Consider the following 19,968-nt stretch of genomic DNA (forward strand, 5'->3'; position numbering starts at 1 on the left):
AGCGATGATGCCAATGAACAACGGGGCGTTTGCGGGTAGCAGAGCACTTGGAATAAAGGCAGCGGAGAAGAAAGAGTTAGCCCTTGTCCGTCCGCTAGGCTGTTGCGAGCGGTTCTTCTATCTCTATTCGCTCGCCTTTCCCGTGCATTTCTCCCTTGTTGCCGAAATCCAGGGCACGCTGGATTCCGCAAGGCTTGCGGCTGCACTTGAGCAGGTTCGAACCGGCATTCCGCGCTCAGGGTCGGCATTGTCGATGATGCAGAAACCGGGCCGATGTTCTGCCGCACCAATCATCCGATAGAGCTCAACGTGTTACCGGTCGATACGGTCGCAGACTGGGGCCGGGTGGTCGAAAGTGACCTCAGTCTGCCGTTCAGCACCTTTCCGGGTCCGCTGATGCGGGCAACGGTGTTGCGGGCATCCGACGGCGCCTCGATTATCCTCAAGTTTCACCATGCGATCGTGGACGGACTGTCCGGAACGCGCATTCTCCATGACCTGATGCGCGCGCTCGCGGGCGATCGTCTCGAAGTCTTGCCGCCGGCTCCCTTGCTTGAAGAGATGATCGCGAGTGCTGCCTCGCAACCAACCGTCATCGAAAAGATGACTTCCCACGACATCGCGAAGGCCAGCCGGGCTGCACAAGAGTCTGAAAAGTTCGCCGCCAATGTGGCGATTGCGGAATGGGACCAGGAGGAGACCGGTCGGCTCTTGCGATTCTGCAAGGAAAATGGAACGACCGCGCATGGCGCAATCTGTGCAGCCGCCGCTCGCCACCTTCCAGCCTCGGGTGCCAATGTCATCAGGATGCACTGCCCGATCGACCTGTCTCGAATGATGCGAAGCGAAACCACGGGGTGCGGCGTGTTTATCGGCGCCGGTGTTGCCGAGATCCCTGCCGCGAGCCGAAACTTCTGGAAGGATGCCCGCTGTACTGTCGATGATTTGCGGACGGCGCGTTCACCCGAGGTAGCGGCTGGAATGTTGCAGCGGATCGCGGCCGATATGCCGCCAACTGCAGCCAAAGACAGCGTGGCGGCGTTTTTTGCTTCCATGCCGCAAAGCTCCGCAGTCATTTCGAATCTGGGCGTCCTGCCGCTTGCCGTTGAATACGGGTCACTGAAGCTCAAGGCGGTCTGGGGACCAGCGATGTTGACCAATCCTCCAGCCGACCGGCAAACGATCGGCGTCAGCACGTTTGCCGGCAAGCTTCGTATGGTTCACCAGAGCTACGCGCCGATACCGGGCCTTCTGGAATCAATCCGTGAGACGCTTTCTGCTTCCTGCGCTTAGCGTCGCAACGCCCCAATTGAGCAAAGCGCGAGCAGCCACCGGCTGCGGCGGGGCTGTGAGCATACGCCCTTGCTGCCTCAGAACGTCGGCGGCGTGCACGCACTTATTACTTCGCACGGTTTTGCGCCGACACATCGAAAGCGATGCGGCCTGCGGCTTTCGAAATAATAGGCGTCGCCGGGGTCGAGAATGCGGCGCTCGTCGTCGACGGTGACCTCGAGCCGGCCCGAGACCACGATACCACCTTCCTCGCCGTCATGGGTCAGTGGCACCCGGCCAGTGTCGCTGCCCGGCTCGTAGCGTTCTTTCAGGATTTGCAGGCTGCGGCCGAACAAATTGTCGCCGACCTGGCGGAAGGAGATCGGCTTCTTGCCGATCTCGGTAAGTTCGTCGGCGCGGTAGAACGCCTTGCGCGGACGCTCCGGCTCGATCGCGAAGAACTCGGCGAGCCCCATCGGCAACCCGTCGAGGATGCGCTTGAGGGCCCCGACGGAGGGGTTCATCTGGTTCGACTCGATCAGCGAAATCGTCGAATTGGTGACGCCGGAGCGCTTGGCCAGCTCACGCTGCGACAGCTTGTGCCGGGCCCGGACGAAGCGGAGTCGCCCACCGATATCGACGCTCATCGCAAATCCCTGTTGCAAGTGTTTCGGATCGAACAAATATGCCCCATCGAGGTAAGCAAAATCAATGGGTTGCAGGGGCGAAGAAAAGGACTTGTTGTGGCTTCCCGAGCGTGGCCCGCTGGCGCCTTGCTGCCAGCACAGGAGCTAGAGCCGTGACCGTTCATCAGAAGCCGAACACCCTGCAAACCGATTCGTTCTGGATGCCGTTTACGGCCAACCGGCAGTTCAAGAAGGCGCCGCGGCTGTTCGCTTCCGCCGAGGGCATGCACTACACCACCGTCGACGGCCGCAAGGTGATCGACGGCTCCGCCGGCCTCTGGTGCGTCAATGCCGGCCATGGCCGCCGCCAGATCGCTACCGCCGTCGAGCGCAGTCTGACGAACCTCGACTTCGCGCCCTCGTTCAACATGGGCCATCCGATGGCGTTCGATTTTGCCGAGCGGCTCGCCGAGATCGCGCCGAAGGGGATCGACCGCATCTTCTTCACCAACTCCGGTTCGGAATCGGTCGACACCGCGCTGAAGATCGCGCTGGCATACCAGCGCGCCATCGGACAGGGCACGCGGACGCGCCTGATCGGCCGCGAGCGCGGCTATCACGGCGTCGGTTTTGGCGGCATGTCGGTCGGCGGCATGGTGGCGAACCGTCGGGCCTTCGCGACCCATCTGCCTGGCGTCGACCACATCCGTCACACCCATGATCTCGCCCGCAACGCGTTTGCAAAGGATCAGCCGGAGCATGGCGCCGAACTCGCCGACGATGTCGAGCGGATGGTGGCGCTGCATGGCGCCGACACCATCGCCGCCGTCATCGTCGAGCCGGTGCCGGGTTCGACCGCGGTGCTGCCGCCGCCCAAAGGTTACCTGAAGCGCTTGCGCGAACTGTGCGACAAGCACGGCATCCTCCTGATCTTCGATGAGGTCATCACCGGTTTCGGCCGCCTCGGCGCGCCGTTCGCGGCGGATTATTTCGGCGTCACGCCTGACATGATGACGACGGCCAAGGGCATCACCAACGGCACCGTGCCCTGCGGCGCGGTGTTCGCCAGCCGCAAGATCCATGATGCGCTGATGAGCGGCCCCGAGGGTACGATCGAACTATTCCACGGCTACACCTATTCGGCGCATCCGACCGCCTGCGCGGCGGGCCTCGCGACGCTCGACATCTACAAGGACGAGGGGCTTTTGACGCGCGGCGCGTCGATGGCAGAATACTGGCGCGATGCGTTGCATTCGTTGAAAGGTCTGCCGAACGTGATCGACATCCGCAATGTCGGCCTGATGGGCGCGGTCGAAGTCGCGCCACGCAAGGAAGGCGTCGCCGCGCGCGGCTATGACGTCATGGTCGATTGCTTCAATCGTGGGCTTTATCTGCGCATGAGCGGTGATTCCTTTGCGCTGTCGCCGCCGCTGATCGTCGAGAAGAGCCATATCGACGACATCGTTTCGATCCTCGGCGACGCCATCAAGCGCGTGGCCTGATCCTTGCTCCTAGAGCTTCGGTTCTGATTGTATCAGAGCCGAAGCTCTAGCTTGTTGTTTTGACGCGTTTTCTTCACGCGAACCGGTACCCACTTCGCTCGAAAACGCTATAGGAGCGACAGAAGCCACGGGACAATCCCGCGGCGGATGCGTGAGGGATCGTGAAAGTCATTATTCTCGGCAGTGGCGTCATCGGCGTCACCACGGCCTACTATCTGGCGCGCGCCGGCCATGAGGTAACGGTCGTCGACCGCCAGGCCGAGCCCGCGCAGGAAACCAGTTTTGCCAATGCCGGCGAGGTCTCGCCTGGCTATTCATCGCCGTGGGCCGGTCCCGGCGTGCCGGTGAAAGCCATCAAATGGCTGTTGATGCGGCACGGGCCGCTGGTGATCTGGCCGAAGCTCGATCCGGTCATGTGGTGGTGGATGCTCAAGCTGCTGCGTAACTGCACGGCAGAGCGCTACGCCATCAATAAGAGTAGGATGATTCCGATCGCCGAATACAGCCGCGACTGTCTGCGCGCGCTGCGCGCCGAGACCGGAATCAAATATGACGAGCGCAGCCAGGGCACGCTGCAACTGTTTCGCAAACAGAAGCAACTCGACGGTACCGCAGACGATATCGCGGTGCTCAAAGAGTATGGCGTGCCATATGAAGTGCTCGATCCTACCGGCTGCATTGCTGCGGAGCCCGGGCTCGCCGCCTCGAAGGTCAAGTTCGTCGGCGGGCTTCGCCTGCCGCAGGACGAGACCGGCGATTGCCACATGTTTACGCAGGCGCTCGCCAAGGAAGCTGCAAAGCTCGGCGTGCAGTTCAGGTTCAACACCGGCATCGAGCGGCTGGAAACGGATGGCGACAAGATCACCGGCGTCGCCACCAGCGCCGGGCTGTTGCAGGCCGATGCCTATGTCGCAGCGCTCGGAAGCTGGTCGCCGCGGATGCTCAAGCCGATCGGCATTCCCGTTCCGGTCTATCCGGTAAAAGGCTATTCGATCACGGTGCCGGTCATCGATGCAGATGGTGCGCCGGTCTCGACCGTGATGGATGAGAGCTACAAGGTCGCGATCACGCGGCTGGGCGACCGCATCCGTGTCGGCGGCACCGCGGAAATCTCGGGCTATTCCAATACGCTCGACGCGGCGCGGCGCGCGACGCTCGATCATTCCCTGACCGACATGTTTCCGCGCGGCGGCGATCTCGGCAATGCGACGTTCTGGTGCGGCCTGCGCCCGATGACGCCGGACGGACCGCCGATCATCGGCGCCACGCGCTACAGCAATCTGCATCTCAACACCGGCCACGGCACGCTCGGATGGACCATGGCATGCGGCTCGGGAAGGGCGCTGGCAGATCTGATGTCGGGACGGAAGCCGGATATCGACGTGAGCGAACTCACGGTGAGCCGGTACGATCATCGGTTTGGGTGAGCCCAACTAGACCTACTGTAACTTCCGCTGCGAAGCGCCTTCTGCTATCCTCGCATACAATCAGAGCGTGTGACGGGGAGGGGCTATGGGCAACGATCCTGCAGGCCGGGCAAGTCGCCGGGTTTTCGTCGTTGCGTTTCTCTGTCTTTGCATCAGTTTAGGCATCACCGCGGCACAAGCAGAGCCGTCGGCGATCGTCGACAACTTTCCCGGCGCAGCCTTTGAAACCACGACGCCGGAGACGGCGGGATGGTCGGCCGAAAGGCTCGCGGAAGCAAAAGCCTGGTCACAGAAGGTCGAGCCGGCCTCGGCCGTCATGATCGTTCAGCACGGCCGTGTCGTGGCCGAGTGGGGCGATACCGCGGTCAAGTCGAATCTGCATTCGGTGCGCAAGAGCCTGCTCAGCGCCTTGATCGGGATCGCGGTCGACGAGCGCAAGATTGATCTCAGTGCCAGCATCGGTAGTCTCGGTATCGACGACAATGCTCCGAGCCTTACCGAGGCCGAGAAGGCCGCCACCGTCGCCGATCTCCTCAAAGCGCGCTCGGGCATCTTCCACGCCGCGCTTTATGAAACCCCTGGCATGGCCAGGCTACGCCCGCCGCGCGGCAGCCATCCGCCCGGGACCTTCTGGTACTACAACAACTGGGATTTCAACGCGCTCGGCATGATCTACGAGCGTGCGGTTGGACAATCGATCTTTACGGCGTTTGACGAGAAGATCGCAGCCCCGATCGGCATGCAGGATTATCAACCGGGTGACGGCGAATATGTCAGGGGCGCCGCGTCCGATCACGCCGCCTATCCCATTCGCATGAGCGCGCGCGATCTCGCCCGCTTTGCGCTGCTCTATCTCCATGGCGGGCGCTGGAAGGACCGCCAGCTAATCCCCAGCGCATGGGTTCGCGAGAGCACGCAGTCCTACTCCGACGCCTATGCCGATCGCGGGCCGGGTCTCGGCTATGGCTACATGTGGTGGATCGGGTTTCTGCACAACATGGGTGCGCCGACGGTCAAGGTGCCGCCGGGAACGTTCGAGGCGATGGGGGCCGAGGGGCAGTATGTCTTCGTGATCCCCGCTTACGATCTCGTCATTGTTCACCGCATCAACAGCGATATCCCGGCGTCGCAACGCAAGGAGCCGACGTTTCAGCAGATGGCGCGGTTGCTTTGGCTGGTACTGTCCGCGGCGGGCGACAAAGACGTCGGGCCGGACATCACGCTGGCGCATGCGGTGGGTACGCGCCTCGAAGGGGATGCGCTGAAGGCGGCGCTCGCCGGGAAGACGCTCTCGGTCGCGCAGTCGCTCGCCGGCGGACCCTACGCCTGGCAAATTCGCGCCGATGGCACGCTCTCGATCCTCGCAGGCGCCGAGCGCCGGGAGCGCTCGAGCGGAAAATGGGGGATCGACGATCGCGGCCGCTATTGCCGGACGCTGAGCGAACCCCGCCCGCGGGAGTTTTGTTTTGCGGTTGTCGCGAACCAGGGAAGACTCCAGTTCTTCGACGCAGATGACTTGATGCGATTCGATACGGTGGCGGAGTAGGCGGCTCCGTCATTGCGACTGCTGGCATCGCGGTTCGACCCACTGCAAGTCCACCACAATTGGCAAGGGGCCGCGAGACGCGCGAGTTGCGAGTTTTGCTCAGTGCACGGCTTGCTCGTGCGCGCTCAGCGCCTTCTTCACCAGCTCCGGCAAGGTTCTGGCGTAGACCTCAATGAATGTGGCGTCGCCATTGGAGCGCGGTGTGTGCGCGGCCTGCTCGGCGATGCGTGCGGCCTTGGCCTCGCACTTCGCGAACAGGTTCCAGAACCATTCCGGCTCCTTGTCCACCATCCCCTTGTGGAGCTTGATGACGGCGGCGCCTACCGCCGCCATGGCATTGACGGCGCCCGCACTCATGGCGCTCAAGGCCGCCGAGCTCATGATATCTTCTCGGGCTTCGGCGGCAGCGGCTCGTGCTTTCCCGTGCTTCCCTCGGTTCGGCATGCTCGGCTCCTGATATACCCATACGAACTTCGGGAAGCCTAGACCGCAGGGATTGACGGCGTCTGAATCGACAACCCTAAGTTCGAATTTTCGATTTCATTCGGGTATGTCTAAATTCTTCGATGTTGTTCCCGGCACAGCGACAGCCGGTGTGCGGAGTGTCGTCGTTGCCTCTGCATCACCCTTGATCGGGAGGATCAAACGCGCGGATGGGCGGCACCGATTCCCGATATTTCTCGCACTCGACCACCGTCACCTGGCCGCAGCAGCCTTGCGCGAGGCGCGACGTGCCGATGTCGCGGGTGAGTACGTTCGGATTGCCGTGGACGCAGAGCGGATCGCCTGCCGCGCCGGCTTGCGGATCGTACCAGGCGCCGGTGGACAATTGCACCACGCCGGGCATGACGTCATCCGTGACCATAGCGGCGGCCAGGCACGCGCCTCGATCATTGAACAGGCGGACGATGTCGCCATCGGCGATGCCGCGGCGCGCCGCATCAGCGGGGTTGAGACGGACGGCTTCGCGGCCTTCGATTTTCCTGGACTGGCTGTAGGCGCCGAAATCGAGCTGGCTGTGCAGCCGCGTCGCCGGCTGGTTTGCGATCAGCGTGAGAGGGTGGCGCGCGGTCGTCGGCTCGGTCGAGGGCAGCCAGGCAGGGTGCGACGGGCAATCGTCATAGCCGAAGCCTGCGATGGCTTTTGAATGGATCTCGATCTTGCCGCTTGGCGTCGGCAGCTTGTTGTTGTCGGGATCGTTGCGAAAGGCACGCAGCAAGCCGCCGTCATCGGGAGCCGGCGGTAGCGTGAGTTCGCCGCTTCGCCAGAATTCCTCGAAGCCGGGCGCGTCGCAACCGGCGTCGGCGAGCGCACGCCGCGTCGGCTCGTAGAGATGGGCCAGCCACTGCCGGCTGTCGCGTCCTTCTGCAAATGCCTGTTCGACGCCCATGCGCCGAGACAGCGCGGCAAAAATATCGAAATCGTCGCGCGCTTCGCCGATCGGCTCGACGGCCCTGCGCATCGCGACCAGCCTTTGATCGGTGGCGGCGGCGCCGATATCGTCGCGCTCCAGCGTCATGGTGGCCGGCAGCACGATGTCGGCGAATTTTGCCATCGGCGTCCAGGCGCTCTCGTGCACGACAATGGTTTGAGGGACGTTGAAGGCGCGACGCAGCCGGTTGATGTCCTGGTGATGATGGAACGGATTGCCACCTGCCCAATAGACCAGCTTGATGTCGGGGTAGCGCATCGTGCGGCCGTTGTATTCGAAAGCCTGCCCCGGATGCAGCAGCATATCGCTGATGCGCGCCACCGGGATGAAGTCGCTGACGCCGTTCTTGCCCTGCGGCAGCGTTGGAATCGGAAGGCCGTGGGGACGGCGACCAGTGTGGCCGAGCGCGCCGAGCGCGTAATTATATCCGCCGCCGGGCAGTCCGATCTGGCCGAGCATGGCCGCGAGCACCGCACCCATCCACACCGGCTGTTCGCCATATTGCGCGCGCTGCAGCGAATGCGACACGGTGATCAGCGTACGCCCGCGCGGCAGGCAGCGGGCGAGGCCGATGATCGTGGTTGCGGAAATGCCGGCGATATCGGCCGCCCATGCTGCGTCCTTTGGTGTGCCGTCATCGCTGCCGAGTAGATAGCGTTCGAAGATGTCGAAGCCGGTGCAATAGCGCGCGACAAAATCATGGTCCCAGAGATTCTCGACCAGCAGCGTGTGAGCGAGCGCCAGCATCAGCGCCACGTCGGTGCCGACCTTGATCGGCAGCCAGTGCGCGCCGGCGGCTTCCGGCATGTCGTCGCGCAGGGGCGAGACGCCGTAGAACACGGCGCCGCGCTGTACGGCCCGTTGCATCGCGTCGCGCTCGATGTGCCGGCTGATGCCGCCACTGGCGACCTCGGAATTCTTCAATGCCATGCCGCCGAAGGCCAGCACCGTATCGGTATGCTCGGCGACCTGGTCCCAGGTCACGTTGTGGCGCGAGAGCGCTTCGTAGTTGCCGAGGATGTGCGGCAGGATCACGGCCGAGGCGCCCGCGCTGTAGCTGTTCACCGAGCGCACATAGCCGCCGAACGCCGTGTTCAGAAAGCGATGGACCTGGCTCTGCGCGTGGTGGAAACGTCCGGCACTGGACCAGCCATAGGAGCCGCCGAAGACCGCCGCCGCGCCATGTTCGGTTCGGACCCGCGACAATTCATTCGCAAGCAGATCGAGAACTTCGTCCCAGGGGCAAGCGACGAATTTCTGGTCAAAGGTGCGCTCGCTGCGTGCGCTCCGGTCCAGCCACGCCTTGCGCACCATCGGCCGCAGGATGCGGGCCTTGTGCCGCATCGCGGTGGTGAAGTTCTGCAGGATCGAGGAGGGCGCGGGATCCTCCGCGTAAGGCTTGATATCCAGCGTTGCGCCGTTCCATCGCGCGGAAAACGCGCCCCAATGCGCGCTGTGCGGACTCCAATCCTCGCGGGGTTTATCCATTTCTTCTTGTCCCAGACTGTCGTTCATGACGCCTGCGTCACGCAATTCACCCACAGCACCACCGCTTTCGCATCTTCCGCCGGATTTGAAAAGCGGTGGGGACGGCGGCTGGCGAAACGAAAACTGTCGCCGGTTTTAAGCGACCAGGTCTCGGCGTCCACCGTGAGCGTCATCTCGCCTTCCAGCACCAGGCCCGCTTCCTCGCCGTCATGGGTGTAAAGCTCGTCGCCGGTATTGCCGCCGGGCTCCAGGTGCACGAGAAACAGATTGAGGCGGTTCTCCGTGCCGGCCGGGCTCAGCAATTGTTTTGATATGCCGGTGCGCCACAGCTTTAGCTCGGCGCGCTGCAGCTGGCGCGTTACCACGCCGCCGGAAGCGGCATCATCGCCTGGCTTTGAGCCGAACAGCGCGGCGATGCCGACGCCGAGCACATCGGCAAGTGTGGCGAGCACGCGCAGCGAAGGCGACGACAGGCCGCGCTCGATCTGACTGAGGAAGCCGATCGACAGATCGGTTCGCGCCGCGATCGTCTCCAGCGACAGTTTGTGTTCACGCCGCAGGTCGCGAATGCGCTGGCCGACGGCAAGATCCATCGCCGGCTCGGCCGGCCTGACAGCAGCCTTTGCCTTTGGCCTTTGCTTCGCCTTTCCCGCAGGCCTTGTTTTGGCCTTGGCCGCCGGCTTTTTTATTCTGCTGCCTCCGCTCACCTCAGTCCCCGCCTTCTTCATGTGCATGAAAATCGCTTGCAATGCCGCGGCAAGTGTGACCACAATTTCATAATGGTGAAAATAGGCCGGAACGGCGTTTCCCGCAACTCTTTGGTCTAACGCGGGCGGCGGTGTTCGATCCAGGAGGTGGTGCCATGGCTCTCAAACGTCTCGTCCAGGCCGCGATGGCGGCCGTCGTTCTCACAGCCGCGATGCCGGCATCCGCGCAGCAGGCGCTGAAAGTGGGCTCGACGCCGACAGGCATCCCCTTCACCTTCCTCGACACCAAGACCAACAGCATCCAGGGCATCATGGTCGATCTCATCACCGAGATCGGCAAGGACGCCGGCTTTGCCGTGCAGATCGAGCCGATGCAGTTTTCCGCGCTCGTGCCGTCGCTGACCTCGAACAAGATCGACATCATCTCGGCCGCGATGTTCGCAACGGCGGCGCGGAAAGAGGTGATCGACTTCTCCGACGCCGTCTACACCTATGGCGAGGGGCTCGTGGTGCCAAAGACCGACGCCAAGAATTACGCCTCGCAGGAAGACCTCAAGGGCGAGGCGGTGGGTGCCCAGGTCGGAACGGCTTTCGTCGATGCACTGAAGAAGACGGGATTGTTCAGCGAGGTCAAGGTCTACGACACCATTCCCGACATCCTGCGCGATGTGAATGCGGGCCGCCTCAAGGCCGGCTTCGCCGACTATCCGATCCTCGCCTACAATCTCAAGCAGGGCAATTTCGCCGAGGTGCGCCTGGTCGACTCCTACAAGCCCGTCACCGTTGGCACGGTCGCGATCGGAATCCGCAAGAGCGACACCGAGTTGCTGGCCAAGATCAACGCCTCGCTCGCCAAGCTCAAGGCAAACGGCACCATCGCCAAAATTCTCGAAAAATGGGGACAGAAGGCCGACGCCTCCTGATGTCCTGAAGCGCGACGCAACATTCCCTTGGCAGGACGCAACCCTGATCTGAGCCGATGCAGAAGTTTTTCAGCGACGCCGTCGAGTTCTTCCCGATCCTGCTGCAGGGCGTCTGGCTGACGATCGTCGTCACTATCGGCTCGCTGGCGTTGTCGACCGTGCTCGGGCTGTTCTGGGCGTTGATGCGGGTGTCCGGCATCGGCGTGCTCGCCGGCCTGAGTGCCGGCCTGATCAACGTGATCCGCGGCATCCCGATCATCGTGCTGCTGTTCTATCTGTATTTCGTGATGCCGGATTTCGGCGTCGCGCTGACGGCGCTGCAGGCCTCAATCCTCGGGCTCGGCATCGCCTATTCCGCCTACCAGTCGGAAAATTTCCGCGCCGGCATCGAGGCGATCGACAAGGGGCAGATCGAGGCGGCGCAGACCATCGGCATGGGCTGGTGGCTCACCATGCGCCGGGTGGTGCTTCCGCAGGCGGTGAAGATCGTGTTGCCGCCCTACGGCAACATCATGATCATGCTGCTGAAGGATTCTTCGCAGGCCTCGACGATCACGGTTGCCGAGCTCGCGCTGCAGGGCAAGCTGATCGCGTCCTCCACCTTCAAGAACACCAGCGTGTTCACCCTAGTGGCGCTGATGTATCTGACCATGAGCATTCCCCTCATCCTGCTGGTTCGGCATTTCGAGAAGAAGGCGAACCGGAAATGATCGAGCTCGAAGACGTCCACAAGAGCTTTGGCAAAGTCGAGGTGCTGAAGGGAATTTCCGCGTCGGTTGCGAAGCGCGAGGTCGTCTGCATCATCGGCCCCTCGGGATCCGGCAAGTCGACCATTCTCCGCTGCATCAACGGGCTCGAAAGCTACGATCGCGGCGACATCCGCATCGAGGGTATCAGCGTCGACCGCAACGCTCGCTCGATCGTTTCGGTACGGACGCAGGTCTCGATGGTGTTCCAGCGCTTCAACCTGTTTCCGCACCGCACCGCCCTTGAGAATGTCATCGAGGGGCCGATCTATGTGAAGAAGGAGCCGCGCGCCGAGGCGCTGGAGCGCGGCCGCGCGCTGCTGGAACGGGTGGGGTTGGCCGAGAAAGCCGACGTCCATCCGCCGCAACTCTCAGGCGGGCAGCAGCAGCGTGTTGCGATTGCCCGCGCGCTGGCGATGCAGCCGAAGGCAATCCTGTTCGACGAGCCGACCTCGGCGCTCGATCCGGAACTGGTCGGCGACGTGCTGGGCGTGATGCGCAAGCTCGCCGATGACGGCATGACCATGGTCGTCGTCACCCATGAGATGGCCTTTGCCAAGGACGTCGCCGACCGCGTGCTGTTCATCGACGGCGGCGTGATCGTCGAACAGGGGCCGGCGAAATCGGTCCTCAACCAGCCGCAGCATGCGCGCACGCAGGACTTTTTGCGGCGCGTGCTGCATCCACTCTGAGTTTGCCAGCATGAACCCGTCTGCCCAGTTGCGGCTGCCTCCAAGCCTCTATGCCGATACGGCGGTCGCGCCGACACCGACGCCGCCACTCGGTGCGGACAAGAATGTTTCGGTCGCGATCATCGGTGGCGGCTTCACCGGATTGTCTACCGCATTACATCTGGCCGAGCAGGGCGTCGATGTCACCGTGCTGGAGGCGCAACAGCCGGGCTGGGGCGCATCGGGCAACAATGGCGGCCAGGTCAATCCGGGACTGAAGCACGACCCTGACCAGATCGAGGCGGATTTCGGCACTGAGCTTGGCGGCCGCATGATCGCGTTTGCCTACGGTACCACCAACTACACGTTCGACCTGATCCGCCGCTACCAGATCCCGTGCGAGGCGCGGCAGAACGGCACGCTGCGGGCGGCCTACAATGAAGCAAGTGCGGCGGGAATCGAAAACACCGCAAAGCAATGCATCCGGCGCGGCATGCCGGTGACGCTATTGAACCGCGAACAGATGCGGGAGATGACCGGCACCGATCGCTATCTCTGCGCCATGCTGGACAACCGCGGCGGTGACCTGCACCCGCTGAGCTACGCACGCGGGCTGGCGCGCGCGGCGATCGCGGCGGGGGCTGCCGTCCATGGCGAGACGCCGGCGCTATCGTTGTCGCGTGAAGGTGCGCATTGGCGCATCGAAACGCCGCGTGGAATCGTGCGCGCCGAAAAAGTGCTGCTGGCGACCAATGGTTTTACGGACGATCTGTGGCCGGGCCTGCGCCGCACCATCGTGCCGGTGTTTTCGTCGATCGCCGCCACCGCACCTTTGTCCGAAGAAGTGGCGCGCGCAATCATGCCGACGCGCCCCGTTCTGTACGAGAGTGGTCACATCACCGTCTATTACCGGATTGATGCGCACAATCGCCTGTTGATGGGCGGCCGCGGGCCGATGCGCTGGATCAGCAAGCCGTCGGACGTCGCTTATCTCATCCGCTATGCCGAGCGGCTATGGCCGGGCGTGAAGGGCGCGACCTGGACCCACGGCTGGAACAGCCGGCTCGCGATCACACCCGATCACTATCCCCATGTGCATGAGCCCGCGGAAAACCTCCTGATCTCGCTCGGCTGCAACGGCCGTGGCGTCGCGCTGTCGACTGCGATGGGCCAGCAATTGGCGCGCCGTCTGGTCGGCGGCAAGAACGCCGAGATCGACATGCCCGTTACCGGTATCAAGCCGATGCCGCTGCACGCCTTCTGGCCCGTCGGCGTCACCGCAGCGGTGCTGGCGGGAAGGGTGCGGGACCGGTTGGGAATGTAGTCACCCCTCCGCCACCGCTTCGCTCCACGGCTGGAACACCTCGGTCGCGCCGCTGTTGGTGTCGCCATCGCGCAGCACGATGCTGGGGCAGGCGAATTTCATCGGCAGGGTCTGTACGCGCGCTTCCTCGTAGTCGAAACGCGAGCCCAGCGCGTCGCGCGCGGCCTGCGGCAGGCGAACATCGCCGATCACGATCGCGCCTTCGCTGGCGTCGATGCGGGGCTGGTGGATCACCGCATCGAGGTCCATGCCGTAATCCATCACAAAGGACACAAGCTGGCTCACCGCCGGCAGGATGCGCCGGCCGCCGGAAGCGCCAATCGCAGCGCGGCGGCCATCGGCCGCTTGCGCCAGCACCGGCGTGTAATTGGTCAGGCAGCGCTTGCCAGGCGCCAGCGAGTTCGGCGCGCCCGGCGTCGGATCGAACCACATGATGCCGTTGTTCATGGTGATGCCGGTCCAGCTGGATACGAATTTGGAACCGAAGGTCGAGAGCAGCGTCTGCGTCACCGCCGCCATGTTGCCGTCGCGATCGACGGCTGAGAAATGCGTGGTACAGGCCGGCGCCAGCGCTTCCGCGCCGAGCGAACGCCTGCCGTCTTCATCACCCATGTCCTTCAACCGCTCGCGATAGGCCGCTTGCAGCGCTGAGGCGTAAGCGACGTAGGCGGCCGCATCCGGTCCGCCGCGAGCGGGCTTGAGATCCTTCTGCAACAGACCGAGCGTGCGCGACAGCGTCGGTCCCGCCGTGAGCTCCGGCGTCGCAAACACCTTGCCGCTGCGATAGGGAATCGCCAGCGGCTCGCGCAGATGCGCGCGGAATGGCTGGAGGTCTTCGACCGACAGCGCACCGCCGGCAGCCTGAATGTCGGCGGCGAGGCTTTGCGCCAGATCGCCCTCGTAGAAGTCGCGCGGGCCGGCGCTGGCGAGCTGCGCCATCGTGGCCTTGAGCCGGTCCTGCGGCATGCGGACGTTGGACTTGATGCCCCATTGCGGATTTGGCGGCAGGCCATCCTGCAGATAGGCGGCGGCGCTGGCGGGGTAACGCCGCAAGTCCGCGGCCCCGCTCGAAATCATCAGGGTGGTCCACCAGTCGACCGCGAGGCCTTCACCGGCGAGCTTGACACTCGGCGCGACCAATTCCTTCCACGGCAGTTTTGCGTGGCGGCGATGTGCTTCCTCCATGCCGGCCACCACGCCGGGCACGGCGATCGAGCCGGGGCCGTGGATATTGCGGTCGTCCTTCACCCGCGGCCAGGGAAAGATATCGGACGCGGCGCCGTCGCCGGTCAGCGGATAATCCTCGAGCCGCAGGCTGCGCGGCGCGCGCATCCCGTAGTCGATCACCTCGTAGCGGTCTTCGCGCGCCCGGTAGAGCACCATCGCGCCGCCGCCGCCGAGCCCGCTCATCCAGGGCTCCAGCACGCCCAGCGCAAACGTTGTCGCGATCACGGCGTCGACGCAGTCGCCGCCGGCGGCCAGCACCTCGGCGCCGACATGCGCCGCCCTGCTCGATTGCGCAGCGACGATGCCGCCTTTGGAGGTGATGGCGGGCTTGCGGATCGCTTGCGTGTTGGAGAACTGGTCGCGCATCGGATGGCTTTCGATATGGGGTGGAAGTTTACGGGTGAGGCGTGATGGGTTGTTTTTCGGGCTTCATCCCGGGTCCTGCCACCAGGGATACTGGCTTGGCATGTCCTGCGAAACCTTTCCAGGAAATGACGGCGACCGTTTTTCGAGGAAGGCCTGGACGCCTTCGCGCACATCGGCGTGGCCGCCGCGCTCGATCGACATCGGCTTGTCGATATCGAGCAGTTCGAAGGGGGCCGGCGCGCCGGCAAAGCGCCACAACATCTGGCGCGTCAACGCCACCGAAACGGCGGAGGTTGCCTCCGTCATCTCGCGGGCGATTTCCCTGGCGCGATGGAGAAGTTCTGCAGGCTCGACGACTTCGGAGACGAGCCCGCCATCCCTGGCTTCATCCGCATCGAAGGTCCGGCCGGAGAGGCACCAGCGCAACGCCTGCGGCAGGCCGACCAGCTTTGGCAGAAACCAGGCGCTGCCGGCGTCCGGAACCAGGCCGCGGCGGGCAAAGATGAAGCCGATCTTGGCGCCGCGGGCCGCGATCCGGACATCCATCGGCAAGGTCATGGTGATGCCGACGCCCACCGCCGGACCATTGATGGCCGCGATCGACGGTTTCCGGCAATTGAAGATCGCCTCGACAAAGCGTCCGCCACTCTGTTTCGAACTGGCGAAGACGCCGGCACCATACTTGCCCGACGTGTCGAAGCTCGCTGCGCCGCCCGATACGTCGGCCCCGGCGCAGAAGGCGCGGCCCGCGCCGGTGACGATGATGGCACGGACATTGTCATCCCGATCGGCGCGTTCGAACGCCTGCGCGATTTCGGCGCCCATCTGGCCGGTATAGGCATTCAGCCTGTCGGGCCGGTTGAGCGTGACGGTCATGATCGGACCGTCGAGATCGCAGGTGATATGCTCGTAGCTCACAGGATCGCCCTCCCGTTCTGTTGTTCTGCGGCCCACCGATCGCCGGCTTCATTACACCCTAAAAATCTGGGGCGAGCCATGACAGAAAAACATGCAAGGCGACCACATTCGTTCTTCTTCAAGGTTGGCGCCGGGCGGCCGACAATGGCACATTCCAGCGGATCGCCCCCTGCAAAAGGAGCATGCGGCTTGGCTGCGGACGCATTCGTTCATCTGCCCGAGCTTCGAAGCCGGGTGACGCATCCGGAAAAATCGCGGCTGCGGCTGACGCCGGAGATGTTTGCGATGTGGGAGCAGCGCATCCGGGCCGCGGGATGGCCGGAGGGCTGGCGGCTGTCGGACGAGGTCATCGAGGCGTCACGGCTCGCGGTGCTCGGCGATCACAGGGCGGAAGACGACCTCTGGATCTATTCCTACGGCTCGCTGATGTGGGACCCCGGATTTCATTTCGCCGAAGTCCGGCTCGCCGACGTCGAGGGCTATCAGCGCCGCTTTACGCTGAAGATCAATCTCGGCCGGGGATCGCAGGACCATCCGGCGCTGATGCTTTCGCTGGAGCCCCAGCAAGGACGTTGCCACGGGCTGGCGTTCCGTATCGCTGCCGATTCCGTTCATGCGGAAACGGCGATCCTGTGGCGCCGCGAGATGCTGCGCGGCGGTTATGCGCCGGCGATGGTGCCGATGGCCACGCCGCAGGGGCCGATCGAGGCACTTGCCTTCGTCTCGAACCCTTCGCACCCGAGCTATGTCGGCGAACTGTCGTTTGCCGAGACCGCCGCGATGATCTCAAGCGGGAAGGGCATCCTCGGCACCAACAGGGAATATCTCGTGCAACTGGCGATGCAACTCGACGCGCTGGGGATCGACGACCCCTATGTCGCGCAGCTTCACGCCGCGATTGACGCCACACCGGGCGTCTAACGCAGCCGGGCCGTAGGGCGACAACACGCGCCGCATTCAAACAATGTTTGAGCGGCCGTTTTTGCGATGCAACCCGGCATCCTGACGCAAGTGCATGACGCGAATTATTGGGTATAGTCGAACCCGACTGCGCCAAAATCGTCCAAGAAACAACAACGGGAAGCCGCGCATGACCGGGGACATCAAGTCGCATTACGAGGTCGTTGTCGTCGGCGCGGGCGTGTCGGGCATTTACCAGATCAAGCGGCTGGCCGATCTCGGGGTGGACGCGCTGGTGCTGGATGCCGCCCCCGACCTCGGCGGAACCTGGTACTGGAACCGTTATCCGGGCGCGCGCTTTGATTCCGAGAGCTACACCTACGGCTATTCATTTTCGAAAGAGCTGCTCAACGAGTGGCACTGGAAGGAGCGGTTTTCGGCGCAGCCGGAGAACCTGCGCTACCTCAACTACGTCGCCGACAAGTTCGACCTGCGCAAATACATGCGCTTCAACCGCAAGGTGGCGGCGGCGGTCTTCGACGAAGCACATCATCTGTGGCGGCTCAGGCTCGACGATGGCCGTGAACTGACCTGCCGGTTCGTTATTCTCACGGTCGGGTTGCTTGCGATACCGACGCTGCCGCGCCTGGAAGGCATGGAAACGTTCAAGGGGCGTTCATTCCACACGTTTCATTGGCCGCATGAGCCGGTCGAGCTGGCCGGCAAGAAGGTTGGCATCATCGGCACCGGCGCCACCGCGATCCAGGTGATCGGCGAGATCGCGGACAAGGTCGGCGAGCTCACGGTGTTTCAGCGGCGTCCGAACTGGAGCGCGCCGCTCAACAATGGGCCGATCTCCGAGACGGAGATGGCCGACATCCGCGCGCGCTACGACGAGATTTTCGCCGCATGCACCCGCACGCCCGGCGGGTTCGAGCATGAGCCGGACCGGCGTGGCTTCTACGAGGTCACGCCCGAAGAGCGGATCGCGCTGTGGGACAAACTCTATGACGAGCCCGGCTTCGGCATCTGGCTGAGCAATTTTCGCGAGATCTTTACCGACGAGGCGGCCAACGCCGAATTTTCCGCCTACATTGCTGACCGCATCCGGCGGCGCGTCAAGGACCCGGTGACGGCGGAGAAGCTGATTCCGAAAGACCACGGTTTCGGCGTGCAGCGCGTGCCGCTGGAGACCAATTACTTCGAGGCCTATAACCGCGACAATGTGCACCTCGTCGACCTCAGCGAGACGCCGCTCGAGCGCGTGACCGACACCGGCCTGCGCACCACCGCGCGCGAGTACGAGCTCGATATCATCGTCTATTCCACCGGCTTCGACGCCATCACCGGTTCATTCGATGCGATCGACATTACCGGCATCGGCGGGGTGAAGCTGGCCGAGCAATGGCGTGACGGACCTTCGACCTTTCTCGGCATGATGGCGCATGGTTTTCCGAACCTGCTGATGCCGACCGGGCCGCAGAGCGGTTCGGCCTCGACGAATTTTCCGCGCGGCATCGAGAACGGCGTCGGCTGGTGCATGGGCCTGCTCCAGCACATCTGGCGCCGCGGCTACACGCGGGCCGAACCGACAGCAGAGGCTCAGGCGCGCTGGACCGCCCATGTGACCAAGATGTACGCCATCATGCTGATGCGTAAAGCCAAGTCGTGGTTCACCGGCTACAATTCCAACATTCCCGGCCATGAGCACGGCAAGACGCGCTATCTCGTTTATAATGGCGGTACGCCGAAATACGTTGCGGCGATCACCGACGTTGCACAGAAGGAATACGAGGGCGTCGTGTTCGACGCAGACGCGCGGGCGGCAACCGCCGCAGAGTAACGAGTTCGTAGGATGGGTAGAGCGCAGCGAAACCCATCATCTTCGAAGAGCCAGGCGATGGGTTTCGCTGCGCTCTACCCATCCTACGCGTTCTATCGTTCCGCTCGTGCGTTCGCCAACATCACGTCGTCTGCGTCCGCAGCAGCCTTCTCGGATGGACGCCGTCGACATATCCCATGAACGGCGGATGGATCGAATAGCCGATCAGCTCGCGGGCGCGCTCCGGCAATTGGCTCGCCATTTCGGCAGGCACGGCGAGCGCCATGTTCTCGAGCTGCCGCACCCAGCCCACACAATATTGCGGCGTGATGATCAGGCGCGGCCGGTCTGACCGGTTGGCGCCGCCACGGTGCCACAGCGTTCCCTTGGTGATGGCCAGCGATCCCGATGGCATGGTCAGCTTGACAGCATCCGGCCGGTTTCCCTCTTCGTGACCGGCCTGGTGGGTGAAATGAGCAGGCTGCAGCGCGCCCTCGATATATTGCCCGTCCCACAGATGGCTTCCCGGAATGATTTCGGTGGCGCCATTTTGCTCGGTCGTGTCGTCGATGGCCCAGAACGTAGAGATGCCGAGGGCCGGGCGGGGCCGCGGAATCTTGATGCCGCCGTCGTCGAAGTGCCAGGGCTGCACCGTCTCGCCGGGATGCAGGTTGATCGCGAGCATGGCGGATAATAGACAGCTCTCGCCGAGTTCGGCTTCGACAAAAGCCATCGCGAGCGGATGGACCGCGAGCTCGGCGAAGACAGGCGATTTCGCCAGCAGGGCATAGACGCGGTTGGTTTTGGTGCCTTCAAAATCGTTGCGGCCGAGCAGATCGCGCGCCAGATGCGGCGCCAGCGCCGCGCGGAGTTCGGCGACGCGGTCGGGGGCCAGAACGCGCTCGAAGATCAGGTAACCGCTGCGGTCGAACTCGTCCCTCAAGGAAGCGAATGATCGCCCCTTGAGCCAGGGTGACGCTTGCTCCGCTGTCGCTGCCATCGGCGCTCTCCCTTGCGAGCCGGTAAGATCACGGCTTCCTTGCGAAACATCATACGCAATTGAGGGCGTTT

The 19,968-nt window shown here is 63.6% G+C and carries 18 protein-coding genes; 11 read left to right on the forward strand and 7 right to left on the reverse strand.

The genetic code is table 11. The annotated features are described in order from the left end of the window. The first annotated feature begins 7 nt into the window (after positions 1-7). Both ACPPVP_RS09585 and ACPPVP_RS09590 read left to right on the forward strand, forming a co-directional pair. Positions 8-301 carry a hypothetical protein gene (locus ACPPVP_RS09585; RefSeq protein ID WP_426533484.1) on the forward strand — a complete coding sequence of 98 codons (294 nt, stop codon included), beginning with the start codon at positions 8-10 and terminating at the stop codon, positions 299-301. Beyond that, positions 274-1,293, forward strand: coding sequence for a hypothetical protein (locus ACPPVP_RS09590; protein WP_426533486.1), 1,020 nt, complete (start codon positions 274-276; stop codon positions 1,291-1,293). The genes ACPPVP_RS09585 and ACPPVP_RS09590 overlap by 28 nt, the downstream gene beginning before the upstream one ends. Positions 1,294-1,370: 77 nt before the next feature. On the opposite strand, the gene ACPPVP_RS09595 is transcribed toward ACPPVP_RS09590, so the two are convergent. Further along, the gene (locus ACPPVP_RS09595) at positions 1,371-1,919 is read right to left on the reverse strand and encodes a cupin domain-containing protein (RefSeq protein WP_426533488.1); all 549 of its coding nucleotides are present in this window, start codon (positions 1,917-1,919) and stop codon (positions 1,371-1,373) included. Positions 1,920-2,071: 152 nt separating this feature from the next. On the opposite strand from ACPPVP_RS09595, the gene ACPPVP_RS09600 reads away from it, so the two are divergent. The 3 genes from ACPPVP_RS09600 (at position 2,072) to ACPPVP_RS09610 (ending at position 6,373) form a co-directional block, all read left to right on the forward strand. Further along, a complete protein-coding gene (locus ACPPVP_RS09600) occupies positions 2,072-3,400 on the forward strand; it encodes an aspartate aminotransferase family protein (RefSeq protein ID WP_426533490.1) in 1,329 nt (442 codons plus the stop codon). Between the two features lie 161 nt (positions 3,401-3,561). Continuing rightward, a complete protein-coding gene (locus tag ACPPVP_RS09605; RefSeq protein ID WP_426533492.1) occupies positions 3,562-4,827 on the forward strand; it encodes a D-amino acid dehydrogenase in 1,266 nt (421 codons plus the stop codon). Positions 4,828-4,912: 85 nt separating this feature from the next. Then, positions 4,913-6,373: a serine hydrolase domain-containing protein gene (locus ACPPVP_RS09610; RefSeq protein ID WP_426533494.1), complete on the forward strand. Its 1,461-nt coding sequence runs from the start codon at positions 4,913-4,915 to the stop codon at positions 6,371-6,373. A gap of 99 nt (positions 6,374-6,472) precedes the next feature. Here ACPPVP_RS09610 and ACPPVP_RS09615 read toward each other — a convergent pair whose 3' ends face one another. The 3 genes from ACPPVP_RS09615 to ACPPVP_RS09625 all read right to left on the reverse strand — a co-directional run bounded on the left by ACPPVP_RS09615 (position 6,473) and on the right by ACPPVP_RS09625 (position 10,000). Next, positions 6,473-6,754 carry a hypothetical protein gene (locus ACPPVP_RS09615; protein WP_426533496.1) on the reverse strand — a complete coding sequence of 94 codons (282 nt, stop codon included), beginning with the start codon at positions 6,752-6,754 and terminating at the stop codon, positions 6,473-6,475. A 241-nt stretch (positions 6,755-6,995) separates the two neighbouring features. Further along, positions 6,996-9,320, reverse strand: a complete 2,325-nt coding sequence (locus tag ACPPVP_RS09620) for a molybdopterin-dependent oxidoreductase (RefSeq protein ID WP_426533498.1) — start codon at positions 9,318-9,320, stop codon at positions 6,996-6,998. Continuing rightward, positions 9,317-10,000 carry a cupin domain-containing protein gene (locus ACPPVP_RS09625; protein WP_426537758.1) on the reverse strand — a complete coding sequence of 228 codons (684 nt, stop codon included), beginning with the start codon at positions 9,998-10,000 and terminating at the stop codon, positions 9,317-9,319. The genes ACPPVP_RS09620 and ACPPVP_RS09625 overlap by 4 nt, the downstream gene beginning before the upstream one ends. Before the next feature lie 155 nt (positions 10,001-10,155). On the opposite strand from ACPPVP_RS09625, the gene ACPPVP_RS09630 reads away from it, so the two are divergent. Genes ACPPVP_RS09630 through ACPPVP_RS09645 form a run of 4 tightly spaced genes read left to right on the forward strand, consistent with a single transcriptional unit; the run spans position 10,156 to position 13,664 of the window. Further along, positions 10,156-10,923, forward strand: a complete 768-nt coding sequence (locus tag ACPPVP_RS09630) for an ABC transporter substrate-binding protein (RefSeq protein WP_426533500.1) — start codon at positions 10,156-10,158, stop codon at positions 10,921-10,923. A 56-nt stretch (positions 10,924-10,979) separates the two neighbouring features. Beyond that, complete coding sequence (locus ACPPVP_RS09635) at positions 10,980-11,633, forward strand: amino acid ABC transporter permease (protein WP_426533502.1); 654 nt, start codon at positions 10,980-10,982, stop codon at positions 11,631-11,633. Beyond that, positions 11,630-12,361, forward strand: coding sequence for an amino acid ABC transporter ATP-binding protein (locus ACPPVP_RS09640; RefSeq protein WP_426533504.1), 732 nt, complete (start codon positions 11,630-11,632; stop codon positions 12,359-12,361). Before ACPPVP_RS09635 ends, ACPPVP_RS09640 begins: the two co-directional genes overlap by 4 nt. A gap of 10 nt (positions 12,362-12,371) precedes the next feature. Then, complete coding sequence (locus ACPPVP_RS09645; RefSeq protein ID WP_426533506.1) at positions 12,372-13,664, forward strand: NAD(P)/FAD-dependent oxidoreductase; 1,293 nt, start codon at positions 12,372-12,374, stop codon at positions 13,662-13,664. On the opposite strand, the gene ACPPVP_RS09650 is transcribed toward ACPPVP_RS09645, so the two are convergent. Both ACPPVP_RS09650 and ACPPVP_RS09655 read right to left on the reverse strand, forming a co-directional pair. Continuing rightward, positions 13,665-15,257, reverse strand: coding sequence for a gamma-glutamyltransferase (locus tag ACPPVP_RS09650; protein ID WP_426533508.1), 1,593 nt, complete (start codon positions 15,255-15,257; stop codon positions 13,665-13,667). It abuts the gene before it with no gap. Between the two features lie 63 nt (positions 15,258-15,320). Continuing rightward, entirely contained in the window at positions 15,321-16,175 is an 855-nt protein-coding gene (locus ACPPVP_RS09655; RefSeq protein WP_426533510.1) for an enoyl-CoA hydratase-related protein, read from the reverse strand. Positions 16,176-16,364: 189 nt separating this feature from the next. Between ACPPVP_RS09655 and ACPPVP_RS09660 the strand changes: the two genes are divergently transcribed. Further along, positions 16,365-17,096, forward strand: coding sequence for a gamma-glutamylcyclotransferase (locus ACPPVP_RS09660; RefSeq protein WP_426533512.1), 732 nt, complete (start codon positions 16,365-16,367; stop codon positions 17,094-17,096). Positions 17,097-17,265: 169 nt separating this feature from the next. Further along, on the forward strand, positions 17,266-18,918 hold the full coding sequence (locus ACPPVP_RS09665; RefSeq protein ID WP_426533514.1) for a flavin-containing monooxygenase: 1,653 nt from the start codon (positions 17,266-17,268) through the stop codon (positions 18,916-18,918). Positions 18,919-19,039: 121 nt separating this feature from the next. Here the strand turns inward: ACPPVP_RS09665 and ACPPVP_RS09670 are convergent, their stop codons facing one another. Beyond that, complete coding sequence (locus ACPPVP_RS09670) at positions 19,040-19,897, reverse strand: phytanoyl-CoA dioxygenase family protein (RefSeq protein ID WP_426533516.1); 858 nt, start codon at positions 19,895-19,897, stop codon at positions 19,040-19,042. Positions 19,898-19,968: the final 71 nt, after the last annotated feature.

Origin of the sequence: Bradyrhizobium sp. McL0615, assembly GCF_049993905.1 — a bacterium.
Classification (GTDB): Bacteria; Pseudomonadota; Alphaproteobacteria; order Rhizobiales; family Xanthobacteraceae; genus Bradyrhizobium.